This is a genomic window from Sulfitobacter sp. TBRI5 (genome assembly GCF_051013555.1).
Classification (GTDB): Bacteria; Pseudomonadota; Alphaproteobacteria; order Rhodobacterales; family Rhodobacteraceae; genus JL08.
Genome location: NZ_CP112884.1, coordinates 81,737 through 101,759 on the forward strand (window position 1 = coordinate 81,737; position 20,023 = coordinate 101,759).

Below are 20,023 nucleotides of genomic sequence, written 5' to 3' on the forward strand. Positions count from 1 at the left end.
AGATCGGCCTGCCTAGCGTGCCGGAATGACGCGCGTGAGCCAGATACCGACAACGCTTGATCGCCCCTTGCTGGGCGTGGGGCTGATGCTGGGGTTTTGCATCGTGGCCCCGATGGGCGATGCGATGGCAAAAATTCTGGGGCAGTCTGTGCCGCTTGGCGTTTTGCTGTTCGTGCGTTTTGCCGTTCAGGCTATCGTTCTGATCCCGCTGGTCCTGCTGACCGGGCGGCACTGGAAAATGCGGGGGCGGTTGTTACGGCTGACGGCGCTGCGCACTGCGTTGCATATCGTCGGCATTGGCGCGATGTTTTCCGCCTTGCAGTACCTGCCCTTGGCCGATGCGGTTGCGATTGCCTTTGTCATGCCGTTTCTGATGCTGCTGCTGGGCAAATATGTTCTGGGCGAAGAGGTCGGGCCGCGCCGCATCTATGCCTGTATCGTCGGCTTTATCGGCACTTTGCTGGTGATCCAGCCCAGCTTTGCCAATGTGGGTTTGCCCGCGCTGCTGCCTTTGGTGGTGGCGGTTGTGTTTTCTTTGTTCATGCTGGTGACACGCCAGATCGCCAAGGAAACCGACCCGATCGGATTACAGGCGGTCAGCGGTGTCATGGCCGTGGTGTTCATGGCGCCCCTGTTGTGGCTGGCGCGTGATAGCGGGTTTGCACCGCTGGAACTGATCCGCCCCAACAGCACGGAATGGAGCATGCTGATTGCCATCGGCCTGTTGGGCACGTTCGCACATCTGCTAATGACATGGTCGTTGCGCTATGCGCCGTCGGCCACGCTGGCCCCGATGCAGTATCTTGAAATTCCCTTTGCCACGATCATCGGCTGGCTGGTGTTCCGGGATCTTCCCAACGGGCTGGCCGCCCTCGGAATTCTGGTGACGATTTCCGCCGGGCTTTACATCGTGATCAGAGAGCGGGCCACCGCGCGGGCGATTGTTGCCAATGTCGCACCACCTGCGGCATGACATGGCGCGGCAGGATCAGCAGCATCGCCGGCTGATCAAAGCACAACCGCACCGGCCCCGTGGCCCTGTTTGACGTGCCGATCTTGCGGTCAGGTGCAAACTCCAACCCGTCTATCGGCCATTCCAACCCCTGCGACCGGCCCGTCACTGCCCCCATGGGATACAGCGACACCACATCTCCCGCCGCCAGATCAAGCGTCATATCCGGCGGTGCGAGGCAGATCAGTTCGTGGCTGCCAATCAGCACACAGGGACGGGCGGGATACCGGATCAGCGTGTGGAACGCGGCCAGCTGGTGATCTATCCGCGCACCGGTGAAACCAACGGCAAGAACAAGCGGCGCGGCGATGCTGCGCAACGCCTTTTCAAAGTCGGTACTGTCCTGTTCTTCGATCCGGTGCAAAGTTTCGGCGGGCAGTTTGGCGGCAATTGTTTCCGGCAGCGAATCAAAATCGCCGATCACGGCCTCGGGGATCAGACCGTTTTCATGCGCAAAAACTGCCCCGCCATCCGCCGCCACCAATCGCGGCGCCCATGAAAGCGCCTCGTTCAGGTCCGATATGGATACAACACCCCCGCCCAACAAGGTTATTGTTTCCAATGAATGGACAATGTCGTCATTCATGTCAATTTTAGGTCCCTTTGGGAAACAGGTCACATTCTGGCCATGAAATGATACCTTTACTGGCACAGATTCGAGCCGCTTTCGACTTTGGTTCCTTGTTATAGACAATCCTGCAATGTGGCAGAGGACGAGCATCCGATGGTAAACAATAACAAAATTCTTACAGTCTCTTATGGGACGTTTTCGTGCACGCTGGAAGGATTCGATGATTCTTTCGACACGATGAAGGCGATTGCAGAGTATTTTCGCGATCTTGCCGCAGATGATCGTTATTTCGGCGCCGAGCCGCCCCAACCCGATGCAGAGATGCTTGCCCGGATTGCCCAGCGCGAAATTACCCGCCGCGTAGAAGCACACAGTGAAAACGGTGGTATCGTCCTGCGCGCGAAAGACGATGCTGATGCACAGCCCGCTGCCAAAGCGGCCGCCATCGCTGCCCCTGTTGCCGCTGCCACGGCTGAACAGGCTGTTGCGAAAGCGGAACCCGCGCAAGAGCAGGATCAGGCCGAAGCCGAGGTCGCAGCGGATGAGGACGTGTCCGAACCCGTGATCGAAACAACCGAAGAGGTTGCCGAAGTCGAGGCTGTCGAAGGAGTTGAAGAAACTTCCCCGGTGAAGGAAGAAATCACCGTTGTGGAAGAAGAGATCACCATGGTGGAACAAGAAATCACCGTTGTGGAAGAAGAGACCGTAACAGAAGACGCGGTTGAAGAAGAGAGGGTGGAAGCCGAAGCTGCGGAAGACCACGCCGAAGACTCTGATGACGAAGAAACCGCCTTTGGTGCCGAAGATTACGCCGCTGTTTCCGAATCACTGGAAAGCCTGGATGACGAGACCGCAGAAGACGCGGCAGAAGACATTGTGACAGAGGTTGTTGAAACCCCTGCCCCCGCACCCGCGCCCGAAGTCAAGACATCCAGCATCGCAGACAAACTGCGTCGCATCCGTGCGGTGGTGTCGCGGTCGGAAAAAGCCACACCTGACGATACCTATCTGGAAGATGAACACGCCGAAGAAGTGGCCGAGGACGACACCGTGACCGAAAGCGTCATCGCCAGTGTCAGCGCGCCCGAAGTTGTCACCGTGGCCGAGCCTGACCTGTCCGACGAGGATGATGATGATGCCGCCGATACGGCCGACACGCACAGCAATCTGTTCATGGACGATGACGAGGATCAGGATGAAGCATCCGGCCCCGACATGGAAACCGAAGCCTATGACGACAACGAGGATTATGACGACGATGAAAGCCCGCTGCGCGCCCGTGTTCTGAAAGTGAACCGCGCCGATCTGGAAGCCGCCATTGCCGAAGGTGATCTGGAAGAAATCGACGAGAACGACGTTGCCGACGCATCAGACGATCAGGACACCACCCTGTCCGACGAAGAAGAAGCCGAATTGCAGCGCGAACTGGCCGAAGTCGAGGCCAGCGTTGAAGATGACGACGCGGACGAGGACACTGCTGCAGAGCAGGCGCATGATCAGGACGAAGATCATGGCCATGCCGGTGCCAAGGTTCTGTCGGAGAACACCGATGCTGATGAAGACCTTTCACGCCTGATGGCGGAAACCGAACAGCAGATGGGTGAACCCGAAGGATCGCAACGTCGCGATGCATTTGCCCACCTGCGCGCAGCTGTGGCCGCCACCAAGGCAGAAGAAACCCTTGGAACAGGCGGCAAGGACAAAGACAGCGCAGATGCGTACCGCGATGATCTGGCCAGCGTTGTAAAACCGCGCCGTCCGGAAACATCGGGTTCGCGGACAGAACGCCCATCGACAGATGCACGCCCTGCGCCGCTGAAACTGGTTGCAGAACAGCGCATCGACGTTGAAGACGGCGAAACGCGCGGGCCGGTGCGCCCCCGCCGCGTTGCCACCAACGTTCTGCAATCCGGCAGCGTCACCGTCGAAGAAGAAACCGATGATTTTGTGGAATTTGCCGAAAACGTCGGTGCGACGCGGTTGCCCGAAGTCATCGAAGCGGCCGCCGCCTTTATCGCCTATGTCGAAGGCCGCGAACAGTTTTCGCGCCCCCAGCTGATGGGCAAGGTGCGTCAGGTCGAAAAAGACGGCTATTCGCGCGAAGACGGTCTGCGCGCCTTCGGGTTGTTGCTGCGGTCGGGCAAGATCGAAAAAATCAAAGGTGGCCGGTTCATCGTATCCGACAAGATCGGCTTCAAACCCGAAGCCCATCGCGCGCGAGATGTGGGATGAACACGTCAGGTCATTTGACCGGCGGGCAAACGGGCGGAACCATCAGGTTCCGCCCGTTTTTTTGTAGCAGTCTGTTCTCTGGCGGCAGGCTCTAGCGGTCATCCTTGTCCGGGTCGGCCTGACCGATGCCCTTGAAGATAAATTTGAACGGCAATGCCCAGACGACCCCCAGCGCGACATAAATCAGCAATTCGATCAGAAAACCGGGGCGCTCCAGCAAACCGACCAGCGTGACCGCCGCGACAATATAGATCGGCAGACCAACCAGCAGGATCACCAGCGCCCAGCGACGGCGTGCTTTGTAAGACAGCGCCATCAGTCGGCAAACGGATCAGTGACCAGAATCGTATCTTCGCGTTCCGGTGAGGTGGACAACAGCGCAACAGGGCACCCGATCAGTTCTTCGACGCGGCGCACGTATTTGATTGCTTCGGCAGGCAGGTCGGCCCAACTGCGCGCGCCTTCGGTGCTTTCGGACCAGCCGGGCATTTCTTCATAGATCGGGGTGCAGCGCGCCTGATGATCGGCAGCGGTGGGCAGGTAATCCATGCGCTGACCGTCCAGTTCGTAACCGACACAGATTTTCAGCGTTTCGAACCCGTCCAGAACGTCCAGCTTGGTGAATGCGATGCCGTTCACGCCCGATGTGGCGCAGGTCTGACGCACCAGAACCGCATCAAACCAGCCGCAGCGGCGCTTGCGCCCTGTCACGGTGCCAAATTCGTGGCCCCGTTCCCCCAGACGCTGGCCATCCGCATCATCCAGTTCGGCAGGAAACGGGCCTTCGCCGACGCGGGTGGTATAGGCTTTGACAATGCCCAGCACGAAATCGATCGATCCTGGGCCAATCCCGGTGCCGGTGGCGGCTTGCCCGGCGATCACATTGGACGATGTGACAAACGGGTAGGTGCCGAAATCAATGTCCAGCAACGCGCCCTGCGCGCCTTCGAACAGAATACGTTTTCCCGCTTTTCTCTTTTCGTTCAATACCTTCCAGACAGGGGCCGCGTATTCCAGCACCACGGGTGCAACGGCGCGCAGTTCCGCGATCAGCGCGTCGCGATCAACCGGTTCCAGCCCCAGACCACGGCGCAGCGCATCGTGATGCACCAGCGCGCGATCCACCCGTAATTGCAGCGTTGCATCATCGGCAAGGTCGGCAACACGTACCGATCTGCGCCCCACCTTGTCTTCATAGGCGGGGCCGATGCCACGCCCTGTCGTGCCGATCTTGGCGACAGAATTCTGCGATTCGCGTGCGCGATCCAGTTCACCGTGGATCGGCAGGATCAGCGGCGTGTTTTCCGCGATCATCAGTGTTTTGGGCGATATGGTCACGCCCTGATCGCGCAATTGCGCAATTTCCTTCACCAGATGCCACGGATCCAGCACAACCCCGTTGCCAATCACCGAAAGTTTGCCGCCGCGCACAATGCCAGAGGGCAGCAGCGACAGCTTGTAAACCTTGCCATCAACGACAAGGGTGTGGCCCGCATTGTGCCCGCCCTGAAACCGCGCGATCACGTCCGCCCGTTCGGACAGCCAGTCTACGATTTTGCCTTTTCCTTCATCGCCCCACTGGGCTCCGACAACGACAACGTTGGCCATGATCCGTCCTTTGATTTCAGTACAACCCGCGCCCGTATATCGGGGCATGGCGCGGGGCGAAACCTCAATTTCAACTCTGCCGTGTTGCGGCACGGGCAAGATGCAGAAAACAGGGTCGATCGGGGGCGGAACTGTGCGATTATACTTGCGCCAGATGTGCCCCGGTTCTTCAGGCAATATGTAAAGGCAGGCCCATGTGGATAATGCGGGCAATCGAAAGGTGCCCAAGCCTGTGAAATCTGTCCCCGTCGTGCTAGGTTAAGATGCGAAAGAAAAAGGAAACACCATGTCGCGCGGCCCCGCAAAGGACCAGAGTTTCGAAAAGTTCTATTACGCCAAGGTCGGTCTTGGCGAAGGCTGTGGCTGCGCCGAACGTGTCATTGACGTGCATGAATTCAATCGCTTGGCAGGAAAACCCAAACGCGTATTCCGGATCGGCAAACCCAATCTCAAGGCCAGTCTGCGCCGGTTTCTGAACGCCGCGGGTCTAAGCCGGCGGCCTTCGCGTTAATCTAGCCGTTCAACCGGCCCGCCCTGTTCTTCCCAGGTGGAAAACCCTTCTTTCAAGTGGGCGGCCTTGAACCCCATGTCATTCAGCGTCGCCACTGTCAGCGCAGACCGCCAGCCCGATGCACAGTGAAAGACGTAATTCTTGTCCTGTCCGAATTCTTCCTTGTAATACGGGCTTTCGGGATCAACCCAAAATTCGGCCATTCCGCGCGGGCAATGAAAACTGCCGGGAATAAAACCCGATCTCTGGCGTTCGCGCACATCGCGCAGATCGACAAAAACCACCTCGGGATCATTGACCATCGCGATGGCATTGGGTGTTTCGATTTCTTCTATCCGCGCGCGTGCAGCCTTGACCATCTCAGCCGCGGACGTATCGAGCTTTCTCATACGGATTAATCCTTTAGTTGTACCGGCGCACCGTGGGGCGTTTCCAGATAGGCGGTTTCCCATGCGCCACGCAGACGGGTCACATCCTCGGGCGGGGCAATATCCCGTTCGGCCAGCAGGCTTTCCAGCGCGGCCAGCCATGCGGTGAAATAATCATCCCCGCCATCCAGTTCGCGATCCAGTCCATGCGCCGCGAGGGTTTGCGAAAACCGGTCGGCCCAGTCGGGCCAGGTGAACACACCGGTTTCGTTCAGATGCACCGCCAGCGCGAACACCTGCGCGTGCCAGGGTTCCCGAAATACTGGTTCCTTACCCAGAATTTCCATTACGCAGACTCCAGATACGATTGCCACAGGTCAAGAACGACCTCGTCCTGCGGATGTTCGGGCGACACCCAAAGTTCGGACGCGGGAAACACAACGGCATAAAGCGGCTGCGCGGCGTCGCCCAGCCCATGTGCGGCACTGTCTGGAAAAACATGCGTGCCGTGATAGCGCAGGATATGCCCGGTTGCGCCTGCAGCATAGGCGGGCAAACGTGTGTGCCCGCCATCCACCAACCGGTTGCCCGCGGGGCGCAATGTGCGCACTTTCTGTCCTATTTCAAATTGTTGCGCGATATCGCTGTCGCGGGTTGCCGGCCCGCCTTTGGCCAGAACGGCGGCCACCGCATCGCGCTTCAGACAACGCGCCGCCAGATCGGACAACATGCCATCGGCCTGTCCGTTTTCCAGTTCCTGCCGTGTGACGATGCCTTTGGCGACCAACAGATCGGCCAATCCGGCCAGCCATTTCTCGTAATAGCCGAAGCGCGCGTAATCCTTGGGCGCGATGGATTCGCGGGCATGGCGCGAGGTGTCGATGTTCCACTGCCCCAAAGCGCCCGATGCCAGCGTCAGCGCCAGGGCGCGGCCATGCCAATCGGCGGCAAATTCGGGAATGCCCTGCGGTTCTGGCACCACCGGCCCGTCGCCGAACCGCCCTCCCATATCATGCGGGCGGGTCATGCCGGAGCCTGTGGTAAACCGGTGCCGATCATGCTGTCGCGTGTGACCCATTGCGCCAGCGCGTCGACGTCCAGCCCTTTGGTTTCTGCGGGGCGTTGCGGCAAGACAAGATAGCGCACTTCGGCGGTTGAATCCCAGACACTCACCGCCGTATCAGCGGGCAGTTCAATCCCGAAATCGGCCAGAACCTTGCGCGGTTCACGCACCACGCGGGCACGGTATGCATCCGATTTGTACCAACCGGGTGGAATGCCCAGAACCGGCCACGGATAACAACTGCACAAGGTGCACACGACCACATTGTGGGTCTGGTCGGTATTTTCGACCACGACCATATGTTCGCCCTGGCGCCCATAAATATCCATGTCCTGCAACACGGCATCCGCATCTTCCAGCAGACGCGCGCGAAAGGCCGGATCGCTCCAGGCGCGGGCGACCACACGCGCGCCGTTTTGCGGCCCTATGCGGTTTTGATAGGTGTCGATGATTTCATCCAGTGCCGCCGGATCGATCAGCCCTTTCTGGGTCAGAATCGTTTCCAGCGCGCGCACACGCAACGCTGGTTCCGGGGGCAAAAGACTGTGCGGATGGTCGTGATCGTGGTGGTCATGGGGCATAAAAACAGAATGATCCCACTCCCCTCGCCTTGTCCAGCGGGAAGTGTCGGAAACTGGCCTTGCCCCTCTGGGCAAACTTGCCTACATAGCCGCAATCAAGTCGCGCACGCAGGGTATGCATGGAAAACGTCGTCCTTATCATCCATTTGTTTCTGGCTTTTGGCCTGATCGGCGTTGTTTTGATGCAACGTTCCGAAGGCGGCGGCCTTGGTATGGGCAGCGGCGGCGGTGGCGGGGCCATGTCGGGCCGCGCTGCGGCAACGGCGCTGGGAAAACTCACATGGCTGCTGGCGATTGCGTTCATCTGCACATCGATCACCCTGACGGTGATCGCCGCGCAAAAGGCCGCAGGCACCAGTGTGATCGACAGACTGGGCGCTCCTAGCAGCGAAGAAGGTGCGGATGCACCCGCGACACCGCTGGGCACCGATCTGTTGCCGCCGACATCGGACGAAAACGCGCCATTGGTACCCAAGGCGGACTGAAACACTAGACCTTGACGCAGCGGAACACGTTGCAACATGATGTTGCGGTTGCCTTGCCAATCCGTGACGAATCCTTTATGACGTAAGTCCCGTGATGCTGTGGTTTTTTGATCGACAGCGGGCAACGCTTTTTGGCGTTTTCACACCATAATTTCGCGGGGGATCGCCACCACATGGCTCGTTACATATTCATTACCGGCGGTGTCGTCTCCTCGCTTGGCAAAGGTCTGGCATCGGCCGCTTTGGGCGCATTGTTGCAGGCACGCGGCTTTTCGGTGCGCTTGCGCAAGCTTGATCCCTACCTGAATGTCGATCCCGGCACTATGAGCCCGTTTGAACATGGCGAGGTGTTCGTCACCGATGACGGGGCTGAAACCGATCTGGATCTGGGCCATTACGAACGGTTTACCGGTGTTGCCGCCCGCCAGACCGACTCGGTCAGTTCCGGGCGCATCTATTCCACCGTGCTGGAAAAGGAACGGCGCGGCGATTATCTGGGCAAAACCATTCAGGTGATCCCGCACGTCACCAACGAGATCAAGGAATTCCTGAAAATCGGTGAGGACGAAGTCGATTTCATGCTGTGCGAGATTGGCGGCACCGTGGGCGATATCGAAGGCCTGCCGTTTTTCGAGGCAATCCGCCAGTTCAGTCAGGATAAGCCCCGTGGTCAGTGCATTTTCATGCACCTGACGCTGCTGCCCTTCATCAAGGCCAGCGGCGAACTGAAGACCAAACCGACACAGCACAGTGTGAAAGAACTGCGTTCAATCGGGATTGCGCCCGATATTCTGGTCTGCCGGTCCGAAGGGCCGATCCCGGTCAAGGAACGTGAAAAGCTGGCACTGTTCTGCAATGTACGCCCCGAAAGCGTTATTGCCGCACAGGATCTGAAATCGATCTACGAAGCGCCGTTGGCCTATCACCGCGAAGGGCTGGATCAGGCGGTGTTGGATGCCTTTCAGATCACCCCTGCCCCCAAACCAAATCTGGACCGCTGGGAAGATGTGGCAGACCGGATTTACAACCCTGAGGGCGATGTGAAAATTGCCATTGTGGGGAAATACATCCAGCTTGAAGATGCCTACAAATCCATCGCCGAGGCGCTGACCCATGGCGGCATGGCCAACCGCGTCAAGGTCAACATCGAATGGGTGGACAGCGAACTGTTCGAACGCGAAGACCCCGCGCCCCATCTGGAAGGGTTTCACGCCATTCTGGTGCCCGGCGGTTTCGGAGAACGCGGAACCGAAGGCAAGATAAAGGCGGCGCAATTCGCGCGCGAACGCCAGATTCCCTATCTGGGCATTTGTCTGGGCATGCAGATGGCGGTGATCGAAGCGGCGCGTAATCTGGCCGATCTGGCCGATGCCGGATCGGAGGAATTCGACCACGAAGCCGGCAAGAAACGGTTTACGCCCGTGGTCTACCACCTGAAAGAATGGGTGCAGGGCAACGAAAAGGTAAACCGGCGGCCCGATGACGACAAAGGCGGCACAATGCGGCTGGGCGCCTATGATGCCGTGCTGAAACAAGGATCGCGCGTCGCCGAGATTTACGGTCGCTTGGATATCGATGAACGTCATCGCCACCGCTACGAAGTGGACATTCAGTATCGCAAGCAACTGGAAAAGGCGGGATTGTGCTTTTCCGGCATGTCGCCCGACGGGCGCCTGCCTGAAATCGTGGAATGGCCCGATCATCCCTGGTTTATCGGCGTGCAATTCCACCCTGAACTGAAATCAAAGCCGTTCGATCCGCACCCACTGTTCAAGGATTTCGTGCGCGCGGCAAAGGACAATTCACGGCTGGTTTAAAACGCAACGAAAAGGACCGAAGCGAAACGATGCCAAAGGGCTATTGGATAGCACATGTCGATGTGCATGATTTTGAAGCATACAAGGCCTATATCGCGGCCAACGCGATACCGCTTGCGAAATATGGCGCACGCTTTCTGGTGCGGGGCGGCACCCGCATCGAAGCGGAAGGCGAAACCCGGGAGCGCACAGTCGTGATCGAGTTTCCAAGCTATGATGCGGCTTTGGAATGCTATCATTCAGATGAATATCAAACTGCCAAAGGCCTGCGTGATCCGGTTTCGACCGGTGATCTTGTTATTATTGAAGGCTACGACAGCTAAGTCGTGCTAACATAGGCCATGACAGGTTTTCGGTTTGGCCTTTTCAGTGTTTTTCTTGCGGTTTTGCCGCGCATGGCGCTGGCGTGCGAACAGGCGATTTGCCTCGTCGATCCGGACTCTTTGGCGCTGACGCAGATCGTGACATTTGACGACATGCCCAGCAGTTTCGGACCGGGCCGTCTGGTGGATGACGTGCTGGTCACCACCGGCGTTCAGTTCGGAGAGCGGTTTGCCGGCCAGTCGCGCGATGCGCTGGGAATGTTTGATCATATCACCGGCGTGCCGCTGGCCCCGCTGGTGGCGATCAGTGGCGGGCCGGGTGAAACCCTTTCGATCACCCGAATGTCGGGCACCAATGTGTTGAACGGGTTCGGCCCCGCACGATATCCCAAGCGCGATGCCCAGGGCGAAGGCGCGATCTCGGTGCTGTTTGATCGCGATCAGGCGGCACTATCCTTTGAATTGCGCGGTGGCGAGGACGGTGTTGCAACCCTGCAATTCCTGCGCCGCGACGGCAGTATCATTCAGGATATGCAGATCAGCCCTGTCGGTGAACACGGTTTCGGCTTCGTGCGTTCGGATGGCGTGGCCGATATCGCCGGATTTGTTCTGACAAACGCAGACCCGCAGGGGCTGGCCCTTGATAATTTGCGGTTTGAACAGCCCCCCCAAATGGGCGCCCTGCATTATCCGCTGCGGGATGCGGGGTGAACTCTTGCCTGCAAGGCTGGATCGGGTAACCTGTTTTCATGCTGAACCGGATTTTCAACCGCCCGCCCGCCACACCGGCCCCATTGCCGGAACCGGATGCCCGTCTGGCGCTGGGGGCGCTCTTGGTGCGCGTCGCCATGGCCGATGGCGTCTATACCGCTGCCGAGATCGGCCAGATCGATCGCATTCTGGGCCAAAGCTATGCCCTGAAACCGATCGAGGCCGCGCGGCTGCGCGCTACCTGCGAAAAACTGGAAAAACACGCCCCCGGCACCGACGAGTTCGCCCGCCTGATCCGGCAGGAAGTGCCTTATCAGGACCGGTTGCAGATTGTTGCGGCGTTGTGGGATGTCGTTCTGGCCGACGGGGAACGCGATGATGCAGAGGAACAAACATTGCACCTGATCGAAACGACATTAGGTATTACCGCGCAGGACAGCGACGCGGCCAAACTGACCGCACTGCGCGACGCAGAAACAGGATAAGCAAGACATGTTCGGAGAATTCTTGAAACGGCTGACTCAGCCGGAACCGGCCACTCTGCCCGATGACGATGCACGGTTGGCACTGACCGCTTTGCTGGTGCGGGTGGCACGCACGGACGGGCACTATGCGCCCGCCGAGGTGGCCAACATAGATCGCATCATTGCAGCGCGCTACGGGCTGGATCAGGACGCAACTGTCGCGCTGCGTACCGCCGCAGAAACGCTGGAAACCGAAGCACCGGATACAGTGCGTTTTACCCGCGCCATCAAGGATGCCGTGCCCTATCCCGACCGTCTGGCCGTGGTCGAGGCGATGTGGCGGGTGGTACTGGCCGATGGCGTGCGGGACGATCATGAAGATGCATTGTTGCGCCTGGTGGCAAATCTGCTGGGCATCAATGACCGTGACAGCGCGATGGCGCGCCAGCGGGTCGATACACCATCATGACGGCCATGTTGGGCATGTATGACCTGCCCCATCTTCAGGCCGCGAATAACAGGTTCTGGGCCACGATCCGTTCTTGTCTGAATACCGGTCCCGACACGTTAGAGCGGTCGCGGGATTTCTGGGATATCTGGCGCGATCCGGGCATGGTGTTTGCGCAGACCTGCGGCATGCCCTACCGCACCGCTCTGCACGGGCATGTGCATCTTGTTGGCACCCCCGATTACGGCCTGCCGGGTTGTCCGCCGGGATATTACAATTCGGTGCTGGTGGCCCGCGCCGATGCACCGGGCGACACGATGGCCGATTTCTCCGGCCAGCGGTTCGCCTATAACGAAGCAGTGTCGCAATCGGGCTGGGCCGCGCCTGCGACCCACGCCGCCAAAACCGGCACGGTTTTCGGGGCCTATATTCCAACCGGCGCACATATCGCATCGGCAAAGGCTGTGGCCGACAACAATGCGGATATCGCCGCAATCGATGCGCTGACATGGGCATTGATCTGTGAATGTGAACCATGGGCCAGCCACCTGCGCGAGGTCGAGCGTACGGATCCGACACCGGGGCTGCCCTATATCACGTCCCTTGCCAATGATCCGGTTCACATACGCACCGCGGTGGAACAGGCGATCGCCATGCTGTCAGAGGCCGACCGCGCGGCCCTGCACCTGCAAGGTCTGGTTGTTATTCCGCAGGATACCTATCTGGCCGTCGCAACGCCGCCCCCGCCACCCGCCTGATGCCGCATCCTGATGCCTTTTTGACGGGCATTTCGGGCTTCCCTCCGGTCACTTTGCACCTTTCGGCATCAAATCGTCCGTTTTGGACGTTGCATTGGCGCGATTTTTCATCCCTATTACCCTGCAATCGCCGCATAACAAGATTGGCCTGCCTTTGTCCGACACCGATACCGATCCAACACCTGTGATAGAAATCAAAGGGCTGCACAAAAGCTATGGCCATCTGGAAGTTCTGAAAGGTGTCGATATCCTTGCGCATCGCGGGGATGTGGTATCGTTGATCGGGTCTTCGGGATCTGGCAAGTCGACATTGCTGCGCTGTGCCAATCTTCTGGAAGACAGCCAGCAGGGCGAAATTCTTTTCAAAGGCGAACCGGTGTTGTGGCGCGGCAATGGCCACAACCGCCGACCTGCGGACCCCAAACAGGTTCTGCGCATCCGCACGAACCTGTCCATGGTGTTCCAGCAGTTCAATCTGTGGTCGCACATGACGGTGCTGCAAAACGTGATGGAAGCGCCCTGTACCGTTCTGGGCCGCGAGCGTGGCGAAGTGGAAAACGCGGCACGCGGATATCTGGACAAGGTCGGCATCGGCGACAAATGCGATGTGTTTCCGGCCCAGTTGTCGGGTGGCCAGCAGCAGCGGGCCGCAATCGCCCGCGCCCTGTGCATGGAACCCGAAGCGCTGTTGTTTGACGAACCGACATCGGCACTGGATCCGGAACTGGAACAGGAAGTTGTGCGCGTGATCAAGGATCTGGCCAACGAAGGGCGCACGATGCTGATCGTGACGCATGATATGAAACTGTCCGCCGATGTATCGGATCACGTTGTGTTCCTGCATCAGGGCCTGATCGAAGAACAAGGGCCACCCGCCACACTGTTCGGCGCGCCCAAATCAGAACGATTGCAAGGGTTTCTTTCGGCAACCGTTGCAGCGTAAAAAGAACGACCAAAAAAATCAAAGTGGGAGAAAAACCAATGAAAAAACTGATACTTGGAACTGCGGCATTCGCCTTGTCCGCAACATTCGCGATGGCAGATACGGTGCGCATGGGCACAGAAGGTGCCTACCCTCCGTATAACTTCATCAATGACGCAGGCGAAGTTGACGGGTTCGAGCGTGAAGTGGGCGACGAGTTGTGCAAGCGCGCCGGTCTGACCTGCGAGTGGGTCAAGAACGACTGGGATTCGATCATTCCCAACCTGGTGTCCGGCAACTATGACACGATCATCGCCGGGATGAGCATCACGGACGAACGCGATGAAGTCATCGACTTTACGCAAGATTACTTTCCGCCCACCGATTCGGCCTATGTCGGCGCAGCCGAGGGACTTGATGTAACGTCCGCAGTGGTTGCCGCACAAACCGCGACCATTCAGGCCGGTTACATCGCGGAAAGCGGTGCAACGCTGGTTGAGTTCGCAACACCCGAAGAAACCGTTGCCGCCGTGCGCAACGGCGAAGCGGATGCCGTTTTTGCAGACCGCGACTATCTGGCGCCGCTGGTTGAAGAATCCAATGGCGAGCTGATGTTTGTCGGCCCCAATGTTCCGCTGGGTGGTGGTGTTGGCATGGGCCTGCGCGAAAGCGACAATGAACTGCGCGACAAGTTCGACGCTGCGATCACCTCGATGAAAGAGGACGGTTCGTTGAACGAACTGCTGATCAAATGGTTCGGTGAAGGCACCGCAACCTATTGATAGGAAACAGACAGGCCCGCGCTTAGCAGGCCTGTCGTTTTGGCACCCGACATGTTTTCATATTGCACCGATCCGGACACGCTGGGCACCTTCAGGTGGTTGTCCTGCTATCTGACGACTGGCGTGCACATGTCGTTTTACATCGCTTTTTTCAAAGTGCTGTTGCTGCTGGCCATCACGGCACCTGTGGCTCTTGGCTTTGGCTTTCTGGGGGCCATGGCCGCACGGTCGCGCATTGCGCCGCTGCGCTGGTTCGGGAAAACCTATATCGCGCTGGTGCGCGGTGTGCCCGACATCGCCTTTTTCCTGTTTTTCGTCATTGCGCTGGATCAGGCCTTTGAATTCCTGCGGCACAAGGTCATGTGCCCCGACTGGGATCAGCCGATCCGCCAGGGCAGTGATTTCATCGTCTGCCAGTCCGCGAAACTGCCGCTGAGCACCGCACCGCAATGGGTACACGAGACATACGGCTTTTCGCTGGCGGTGATTACCTTTGCCATCGTGTTCGGCGCTTTTGCCGCCAACGTCCTGTTCGGGGGCATGCGTGCCGTTCCCCACGCCCAGCTTGAAACAGCCGAGGCTTACGGCATGTCGCACCGCCAGACATTCTGGCGCGTTCTGGTGCCGCAAATGTGGGTCTATGCCCTGCCCGGCCTCAGCAATCTGTGGATGGTGCTGATCAAGGCAACGCCGCTGCTGTTCCTGCTGGGGATTGAAGATATTGTCTATTGGGCCCGTGAACTGGGCGGCACCAAGACCAGCAAGTTCACCGCGTATCCTCATGGGGATTGGCGGATGTGGTATTTCCTGTTTTTGCTGGTGTTCTACCTCGCCTTTACCCGCGTTTCGGAAATTGTTCTGGAACGGCTGATGTTGAAACTGACCCATGGCCAGGCCACCGCCGGCGGTGAAGCGCAACGCAAGGCGGCTACGTCATGAGTTGCTGGCAAACCTTTCAGGATTACGCGCTGCGCTCTATCGGTATTGGCGAACGGTTGCTGCCGCGTGACAATTTCACGATTTGCGAACAGGTGACCCTGATCGGATCGGGCATGATCTGGAACGTGTATTTCGGCGTTCTGGCGTTGCTGACCGGCTTTTTCCTGGCCACGGCGCTGGCCGTCGCCAAAGGATCGGGCAACAAATGGCTGCGCAAACCTGCGGAATGGTTCATCTTCGTGTTCCGCGGATCGCCGCTGTTCATCCAGTTCTTCTTTGCGTATTTCCTGTTTCTCAGCCTGAAAGGCGTGAACCCGATCTTTGATCCGTTTACGGCCGCTTGGCTGGGGGCGCTGATCGTGCTTTTCCTGAACACCGCCGCCTATACCGGTGAAATCTTTTACGGCGCGCTGCGTTCGATCCCCAAGGGCGATATCGAAGCTGCGGATGCCTATGGGCTGTCGGGTTGGTCGCGGTTTCGCCGTATCATCTGGCCGACGATGCTGCGGCTGGCATGGCCTGCCTACACGAACGAGGCGATTTTCCTGTTTCACGCCACGACCCTTGTCTACTTCAGCGGATTTCCGGCATGGCAGCAACGCGGCGATGCGCTTTATTATGCCAGCTACTTTGCCGACAAGACGTTCAACCCGTTTGTGCCCTACCCTATTCTGGCCGGTTTTTTCATCCTGCTGACCTTGTGCATCGTCGGCTTGTTCGGACTGGCGAACAAGCATCTCAACCGGCACCTGCCGTCAAATGTGCGCCAGAAACTAAAGCTGAAAGTGAACGTCATTCGCTGAATCGCGCGCCCTGGCAGCGCTGTGCCGATTGCATCCCCATAGACATTTACCGCGATGCGTGAGTATTTGAGCAAAAAAATGGGAATGGACGTCGTTTAATGGATTTGAAAAGTTATTCGACCTTTCGTGTCGCGGCCAGCGACCTGAACGGTCAGATGCGGGGCAAACGTGTGCCCGCAAGTTACGCTCGCAAACTGGACACCGGTGTCGTGCGCATGCCGCTGTCGGTGCTGAATGTCGATCTTTGGGGGGCCGACATCGAAGACAGCCCGCTGGTTTTTGCGACAGGCGATGCCGACGGCATTCTGCGCCCGACAGACCGGGGCGCGGTTCCGATGCCATGGTTGTCCAACCCCAGCGCGCTGGTGCCGATGGCGATGGAAACAGCCCCCGGCGTTCCGTTCGAAGGCGATCCGCGTAACGCGCTGGCGCGCATTGTCGCCAAATACACCGCGCGCGGCTGGTCTGTCATGGCGGCAACGGAAATGGAATTCACCCTGATCGATGATTCCGGCGACAGACCGCAGGCGCCCAGCAGTCCGGTGTCGGGCCGCCCGCTCACCAGTTCTGCAATCTTGTCCGTGGCGCAGCTGGATGCGTTCGATGATTTCTTTACCGATCTCTATAACGCCTGCGACGCCATGGAAATTCCTGCGCAGACCTCGATTTCGGAATCCGGCATGGGCCAATTCGAGGTGACACTGAACCACCAGAACGCCATGCACGCCGCGGATGATGCGTGGCTTTTCAAGACACTGGTGCGCGGAATGGCCCGCAAACATGGCTATTCCGCCACCTTTATGGCCAAACCCTATCCCGAAGATGCCGGCAATGGAATGCATGTGCATTTTTCCGTGGTCGATGGTGACGGGCAAAACGTGTTCAGCAATGGTGGCCCCGAGGGCAGCCAGATCTTGCGCCATGCGGTGGCCGGTTGTCTGGCGGCGATGCCCGCATCGACCCTGATCTTTGCCCCCCACAGCAATTCATATGATCGTCTGGTTCCTGGCGCACATGCCCCGACGGCGGCAGCCTGGGCCTATGAAAACCGCACGGCTGCGATCCGTATCCCAAGCGGCAGCGCATCGGCGCGGCGCATTGAACACCGGGTCGCGGGCGGCGATATCAACCCCTATCTGATGCTGGCCGTTGTTCTGGGTGCGGCCATGCAGGGGATCGAGGCCGAACTGACACCCCCTGACCCGGTCACCGGAAATGCCTATGATGTTCCGGGTCTGCCGCAGCTTGCGTCGGACTGGGAAAGCGCTGTCAGTCTTTTTGAAACCGATCCGATCATTGCCGGTATCTTTCATCCACAACTGATCGAAAACCTTGTGATGACCAAACGGCAGGAAATCAAACGCATGGCCGAACTGCCATCCGAAGAGCACTGGCTGGCGACGCTGGAGCGCGTTTAATCCCTCTTGCCCGCTGAAGAAGGCTCCGCTATTCTGAATTTGATCAAATTATTGGTGACCTATGAAAATCGGCATTCTACAGGCGGGGCACACGCCTGACGACCTGATCCACAAGCTGGGTGATTATGATGTTCTGTATCCCAACCTACTGGCGGGGTACGGGTTTGACTTTCAGGCCTATCCCGTCGTGGATGGCGTGTTTCCCGATGCCGTCACCGACTGCGACGGCTGGCTGATCAGCGGATCGCGCTATGGCGCTTACGAAGATCACCCGTGGATCCCGAAACTGGAAGAGTTCGTGCGCGATATCTATGCGGATGGCCGCCCGTTGGTCGGTGTCTGTTTCGGGCACCAGATCATTGCGCAGGCTTTGGGTGGCAAGGTTGAAAAATATTCCGGTGGCTGGTCTGTCGGCTATACCGAATATGATTTTGACGGCCACAAGGTACCGCTGAACGCCTGGCATCAGGATCAGGTGGTCAAGGTTCCCGAGGGCGCAGAGGTGATTGCGCGCACGGATTTCTGCGAAAACGCCGCTCTGGTTTACGGCGATAAGATATGGTCGATCCAACCCCATCCCGAATTCACGGCTGAATTTCTGGACGGGCTGATGAAAGGGCGCGGCAAAGGCATCGTGCCCGACGAGATCATGGCCGAAGCAAGCACCAAGTTGGACAGGCCCACCGCCAGCGCCGACATCGCAGCCCAGATGGCCGCGTTTTTCAAAAAAGAGAGAACAAGATGACCGACTGGACCGATAAGCTGCCCGAGGCCGCCCGCACCTTTCTGGAGGGGCGCCGTCTGGACGAAGTGGAATGCATTATCTCGGACTTGCCCGGTATCGCGCGGGGCAAGGCCATGCCGGCCACCAAATTTGCCTACCAGAAATATTTTCACCTGCCCGACAGCATCTTTTATCAGACCATTACGGGCGATTGGGGCGAAGCCGCGGGTGAAGAGGGATTTATCGAACGCGACATGATCCTGAAACCGGACCTGAGCACGGCTTCGGCGGCACCATGGACCGGCGACTGGACGTTGCAGGTGATCCACGACGCCTTTGATCGCAAGGACAAACGCGTGCCTTACGCGCCGCGCAATGTGCTCAAGCGTGTGGTTGATCTTTATCGTGCCAAAGGCTGGGAACCGGTCGTTGCCCCCGAAATGGAATTCTATCTGGTGGCGCGCAACATTGATCCTGCACAGGAAATCAAACCGATGATGGGCAGATCGGGCCGGCCCGCCGCCGCCCGTCAGGCTTATTCGATGACTGCGGTCGATGAGTTCGGCGCCGTGATCGATGACATCTATGATTTCGCCGAAGCGCAGGGGCTTGAGATTGACGGTATCACGCAGGAAGGTGGCGCTGGCCAGCTTGAGATCAACCTGCGCCACGGCGATCCGATCAAACTGGCGGACGAGGTGTTCTATTTCAAACGCCTGATCCGCGAGGCGGCGTTGCGCCACGATTGTTTCGCCACGTTCATGGCCAAACCGATTGCCGATGAACCGGGCAGCGCGATGCACATCCACCATTCGATCATCGATATTGAAACCGGCAAGAACCTGTTTTCCGGCCCGCAAGGCGGAGAGACAGACGCATTTTTCAACTTTATCGCTGGATTGCAGAACCACATGCCGTCGGCCATCGCCGTGATGGCGCCTTATGTGAACAGCTATCGGCGCTATGTGCGCGAACACGCCGCGCCGATCAATCTGGAATGGGGCCGCGACAACCGCACTACGGGCATTCGTATTCCGCTTTCGGGGCCGGAGGCACGCCGCGTTGAAAACCGTCTGGCCGGAATGGACTGCAATCCCTATCTGGGCATCGCCGCATCGCTGGCCTGCGGCTATCTTGGTCTGATCAACGAAGAATGGCCCGACAAGCAATACAAGGGCGACGCGTATGAGGGCGAAGGCGATATCCCAAGCGTATTGGGCGACGCGCTGGATCTGTTTGACGAGGCCAAGGATCTGCACGATGTGCTGCACCCGGATTTCGCGCGGGTCTACTCGATCGTGAAGCGGGCCGAGTATCAGGAATTTCTTCAGGTGATTTCACCGTGGGAACGCGAGCACCTGTTGATCAACGTCTAAAATCCAACCGGCACCGGTGCCGCAAGACGCGCGGCGGGAGCAGGTGAGTATTTCCGGACGAATGAAGGCAAGGCGCTGTTCCCCCGGCGCCAGAGCGGAGCTGTAGC

General features: G+C 58.6%; 24 protein-coding genes. 17 read left to right on the top strand and 7 right to left on the bottom strand.

Annotated elements, in window-relative coordinates:
- The first annotated feature begins 25 nt into the window (after nucleotides 1-25).
- Nucleotides 26-973, top strand: a complete 948-nt coding sequence (locus tag OLX72_RS00400; protein ID WP_114869375.1) for a DMT family transporter — start codon at nucleotides 26-28, stop codon at nucleotides 971-973.
- Here the strand turns inward: OLX72_RS00400 and OLX72_RS00405 are convergent.
- Nucleotides 915-1,598 carry a thiamine diphosphokinase gene (locus OLX72_RS00405; protein ID WP_114869374.1) on the bottom strand — a complete coding sequence of 228 codons (684 nt, stop codon included), beginning with the start codon at nucleotides 1,596-1,598 and terminating at the stop codon, nucleotides 915-917. The genes OLX72_RS00400 and OLX72_RS00405 overlap by 59 nt on opposite strands.
- Nucleotides 1,599-1,736: 138 nt before the next feature.
- Here OLX72_RS00405 and OLX72_RS00410 point away from each other — a divergent pair, with 138 nt between their 5' ends.
- On the top strand, nucleotides 1,737-3,815 hold the full coding sequence (locus OLX72_RS00410) for a hypothetical protein (protein WP_254684711.1): 2,079 nt from the start codon (nucleotides 1,737-1,739) through the stop codon (nucleotides 3,813-3,815).
- Between the two features lie 91 nt (nucleotides 3,816-3,906).
- Here OLX72_RS00410 and OLX72_RS00415 read toward each other — a convergent pair whose 3' ends face one another.
- Nucleotides 3,907-4,131, bottom strand: coding sequence for a DUF2842 domain-containing protein (locus OLX72_RS00415; RefSeq protein ID WP_114869373.1), 225 nt, complete (start codon nucleotides 4,129-4,131; stop codon nucleotides 3,907-3,909).
- Entirely contained in the window at nucleotides 4,131-5,423 is a 1,293-nt protein-coding gene (locus OLX72_RS00420; RefSeq protein WP_433989526.1) for an adenylosuccinate synthase, read from the bottom strand. The genes OLX72_RS00415 and OLX72_RS00420 overlap by 1 nt, the downstream gene beginning before the upstream one ends.
- Before the next feature lie 286 nt (nucleotides 5,424-5,709).
- Here OLX72_RS00420 and OLX72_RS00425 point away from each other — a divergent pair, with 286 nt between their 5' ends.
- Nucleotides 5,710-5,934 carry a hypothetical protein gene (locus tag OLX72_RS00425; protein WP_114869372.1) on the top strand — a complete coding sequence of 75 codons (225 nt, stop codon included), beginning with the start codon at nucleotides 5,710-5,712 and terminating at the stop codon, nucleotides 5,932-5,934.
- Here the strand turns inward: OLX72_RS00425 and OLX72_RS00430 are convergent.
- From OLX72_RS00430 to nthA, 4 genes are read right to left on the bottom strand one after another with little or no spacing between them, the layout of a single operon-like run.
- Complete coding sequence (locus OLX72_RS00430; RefSeq protein ID WP_114869371.1) at nucleotides 5,931-6,323, bottom strand: rhodanese-like domain-containing protein; 393 nt, start codon at nucleotides 6,321-6,323, stop codon at nucleotides 5,931-5,933. The genes OLX72_RS00425 and OLX72_RS00430 overlap by 4 nt on opposite strands.
- A gap of 5 nt (nucleotides 6,324-6,328) precedes the next feature.
- Complete coding sequence (locus tag OLX72_RS00435) at nucleotides 6,329-6,649, bottom strand: nitrile hydratase accessory protein (RefSeq protein WP_433989527.1); 321 nt, start codon at nucleotides 6,647-6,649, stop codon at nucleotides 6,329-6,331.
- Complete coding sequence (gene nthB / locus OLX72_RS00440) at nucleotides 6,649-7,329, bottom strand: nitrile hydratase subunit beta (RefSeq protein WP_114869369.1); 681 nt, start codon at nucleotides 7,327-7,329, stop codon at nucleotides 6,649-6,651. Before nthB ends, OLX72_RS00435 begins: the two co-directional genes overlap by 1 nt.
- Nucleotides 7,326-7,946: a nitrile hydratase subunit alpha gene (gene nthA / locus OLX72_RS00445; protein WP_114869368.1), complete on the bottom strand. Its 621-nt coding sequence runs from the start codon at nucleotides 7,944-7,946 to the stop codon at nucleotides 7,326-7,328. Before nthA ends, nthB begins: the two co-directional genes overlap by 4 nt.
- A 119-nt stretch (nucleotides 7,947-8,065) precedes the next feature.
- Here nthA and secG point away from each other — a divergent pair, with 119 nt between their 5' ends.
- The 14 genes from secG (at nucleotide 8,066) to OLX72_RS00515 (ending at nucleotide 19,916) form a co-directional block, all read left to right on the top strand.
- Nucleotides 8,066-8,431: a preprotein translocase subunit SecG gene (gene secG / locus OLX72_RS00450; RefSeq protein WP_114869367.1), complete on the top strand. Its 366-nt coding sequence runs from the start codon at nucleotides 8,066-8,068 to the stop codon at nucleotides 8,429-8,431.
- 173 nt (nucleotides 8,432-8,604) lie between these two features.
- A complete protein-coding gene (locus OLX72_RS00455; protein WP_114869366.1) occupies nucleotides 8,605-10,248 on the top strand; it encodes a CTP synthase in 1,644 nt (547 codons plus the stop codon).
- 29 nt (nucleotides 10,249-10,277) lie between these two features.
- A complete protein-coding gene (locus OLX72_RS00460; protein WP_114869365.1) occupies nucleotides 10,278-10,571 on the top strand; it encodes a DUF1330 domain-containing protein in 294 nt (97 codons plus the stop codon).
- 18 nt (nucleotides 10,572-10,589) lie between these two features.
- Complete coding sequence (locus OLX72_RS00465) at nucleotides 10,590-11,282, top strand: hypothetical protein (protein WP_114869364.1); 693 nt, start codon at nucleotides 10,590-10,592, stop codon at nucleotides 11,280-11,282.
- A gap of 38 nt (nucleotides 11,283-11,320) precedes the next feature.
- A complete protein-coding gene (locus OLX72_RS00470) occupies nucleotides 11,321-11,767 on the top strand; it encodes a TerB family tellurite resistance protein (RefSeq protein ID WP_114869363.1) in 447 nt (148 codons plus the stop codon).
- 7 nt (nucleotides 11,768-11,774) lie between these two features.
- Nucleotides 11,775-12,215: a TerB family tellurite resistance protein gene (locus OLX72_RS00475; RefSeq protein ID WP_114869362.1), complete on the top strand. Its 441-nt coding sequence runs from the start codon at nucleotides 11,775-11,777 to the stop codon at nucleotides 12,213-12,215.
- Entirely contained in the window at nucleotides 12,212-12,952 is a 741-nt protein-coding gene (locus OLX72_RS00480) for a phosphate/phosphite/phosphonate ABC transporter substrate-binding protein (protein WP_114869361.1), read from the top strand. Before OLX72_RS00475 ends, OLX72_RS00480 begins: the two co-directional genes overlap by 4 nt.
- A 154-nt stretch (nucleotides 12,953-13,106) precedes the next feature.
- Entirely contained in the window at nucleotides 13,107-13,895 is a 789-nt protein-coding gene (locus tag OLX72_RS00485; RefSeq protein WP_114872134.1) for an ABC transporter ATP-binding protein, read from the top strand.
- 38 nt (nucleotides 13,896-13,933) lie between these two features.
- Complete coding sequence (locus OLX72_RS00490) at nucleotides 13,934-14,656, top strand: transporter substrate-binding domain-containing protein (RefSeq protein WP_114869360.1); 723 nt, start codon at nucleotides 13,934-13,936, stop codon at nucleotides 14,654-14,656.
- Between the two features lie 51 nt (nucleotides 14,657-14,707).
- Nucleotides 14,708-15,595, top strand: coding sequence for an ABC transporter permease (locus OLX72_RS00495; protein ID WP_433989528.1), 888 nt, complete (start codon nucleotides 14,708-14,710; stop codon nucleotides 15,593-15,595).
- Nucleotides 15,592-16,398, top strand: coding sequence for an ABC transporter permease (locus tag OLX72_RS00500; protein WP_114869358.1), 807 nt, complete (start codon nucleotides 15,592-15,594; stop codon nucleotides 16,396-16,398). Before OLX72_RS00495 ends, OLX72_RS00500 begins: the two co-directional genes overlap by 4 nt.
- Before the next feature lie 98 nt (nucleotides 16,399-16,496).
- Nucleotides 16,497-17,816: a glutamine synthetase family protein gene (locus tag OLX72_RS00505; protein WP_114869357.1), complete on the top strand. Its 1,320-nt coding sequence runs from the start codon at nucleotides 16,497-16,499 to the stop codon at nucleotides 17,814-17,816.
- Nucleotides 17,817-17,877: 61 nt separating this feature from the next.
- Nucleotides 17,878-18,561, top strand: coding sequence for a type 1 glutamine amidotransferase (locus OLX72_RS00510; protein ID WP_433989529.1), 684 nt, complete (start codon nucleotides 17,878-17,880; stop codon nucleotides 18,559-18,561).
- Complete coding sequence (locus tag OLX72_RS00515) at nucleotides 18,558-19,916, top strand: glutamine synthetase family protein (RefSeq protein WP_114869355.1); 1,359 nt, start codon at nucleotides 18,558-18,560, stop codon at nucleotides 19,914-19,916. Before OLX72_RS00510 ends, OLX72_RS00515 begins: the two co-directional genes overlap by 4 nt.
- Nucleotides 19,917-20,023 lie beyond the last annotated feature (107 nt).

What these genes read in the sequence shown, in the direction of transcription:
- OLX72_RS00400 (WP_114869375.1), top strand. Translation starts at nt 26, where the DNA reads ATGACGCGCGTGAGCCAGATACCGACAACGCTTGATCGCCCCTTGCTG.
- OLX72_RS00405 (WP_114869374.1), bottom strand. Translation starts at nt 1,598, where the DNA reads ATGAATGACGACATTGTCCATTCATTGGAAACAATAACCTTGTTGGGC.
- OLX72_RS00410 (WP_254684711.1), top strand. Translation starts at nt 1,737, where the DNA reads ATGGTAAACAATAACAAAATTCTTACAGTCTCTTATGGGACGTTTTCG.
- OLX72_RS00415 (WP_114869373.1), bottom strand. Translation starts at nt 4,131, where the DNA reads ATGGCGCTGTCTTACAAAGCACGCCGTCGCTGGGCGCTGGTGATCCTG.
- OLX72_RS00420 (WP_433989526.1), bottom strand. Translation starts at nt 5,423, where the DNA reads ATGGCCAACGTTGTCGTTGTCGGAGCCCAGTGGGGCGATGAAGGAAAA.
- OLX72_RS00425 (WP_114869372.1), top strand. Translation starts at nt 5,710, where the DNA reads ATGTCGCGCGGCCCCGCAAAGGACCAGAGTTTCGAAAAGTTCTATTAC.
- OLX72_RS00430 (WP_114869371.1), bottom strand. Translation starts at nt 6,323, where the DNA reads ATGAGAAAGCTCGATACGTCCGCGGCTGAGATGGTCAAGGCTGCACGC.
- OLX72_RS00435 (WP_433989527.1), bottom strand. Translation starts at nt 6,649, where the DNA reads ATGGAAATTCTGGGTAAGGAACCAGTATTTCGGGAACCCTGGCACGCG.
- nthB (WP_114869369.1), bottom strand. Translation starts at nt 7,329, where the DNA reads ATGACCCGCCCGCATGATATGGGAGGGCGGTTCGGCGACGGGCCGGTG.
- nthA (WP_114869368.1), bottom strand. Translation starts at nt 7,946, where the DNA reads ATGCCCCATGACCACCACGATCACGACCATCCGCACAGTCTTTTGCCC.
- secG (WP_114869367.1), top strand. Translation starts at nt 8,066, where the DNA reads ATGGAAAACGTCGTCCTTATCATCCATTTGTTTCTGGCTTTTGGCCTG.
- OLX72_RS00455 (WP_114869366.1), top strand. Translation starts at nt 8,605, where the DNA reads ATGGCTCGTTACATATTCATTACCGGCGGTGTCGTCTCCTCGCTTGGC.
- OLX72_RS00460 (WP_114869365.1), top strand. Translation starts at nt 10,278, where the DNA reads ATGCCAAAGGGCTATTGGATAGCACATGTCGATGTGCATGATTTTGAA.
- OLX72_RS00465 (WP_114869364.1), top strand. Translation starts at nt 10,590, where the DNA reads ATGACAGGTTTTCGGTTTGGCCTTTTCAGTGTTTTTCTTGCGGTTTTG.
- OLX72_RS00470 (WP_114869363.1), top strand. Translation starts at nt 11,321, where the DNA reads ATGCTGAACCGGATTTTCAACCGCCCGCCCGCCACACCGGCCCCATTG.
- OLX72_RS00475 (WP_114869362.1), top strand. Translation starts at nt 11,775, where the DNA reads ATGTTCGGAGAATTCTTGAAACGGCTGACTCAGCCGGAACCGGCCACT.
- OLX72_RS00480 (WP_114869361.1), top strand. Translation starts at nt 12,212, where the DNA reads ATGACGGCCATGTTGGGCATGTATGACCTGCCCCATCTTCAGGCCGCG.
- OLX72_RS00490 (WP_114869360.1), top strand. Translation starts at nt 13,934, where the DNA reads ATGAAAAAACTGATACTTGGAACTGCGGCATTCGCCTTGTCCGCAACA.
- OLX72_RS00495 (WP_433989528.1), top strand. Translation starts at nt 14,708, where the DNA reads ATGTTTTCATATTGCACCGATCCGGACACGCTGGGCACCTTCAGGTGG.
- OLX72_RS00500 (WP_114869358.1), top strand. Translation starts at nt 15,592, where the DNA reads ATGAGTTGCTGGCAAACCTTTCAGGATTACGCGCTGCGCTCTATCGGT.
- OLX72_RS00505 (WP_114869357.1), top strand. Translation starts at nt 16,497, where the DNA reads ATGGATTTGAAAAGTTATTCGACCTTTCGTGTCGCGGCCAGCGACCTG.
- OLX72_RS00510 (WP_433989529.1), top strand. Translation starts at nt 17,878, where the DNA reads ATGAAAATCGGCATTCTACAGGCGGGGCACACGCCTGACGACCTGATC.
- OLX72_RS00515 (WP_114869355.1), top strand. Translation starts at nt 18,558, where the DNA reads ATGACCGACTGGACCGATAAGCTGCCCGAGGCCGCCCGCACCTTTCTG.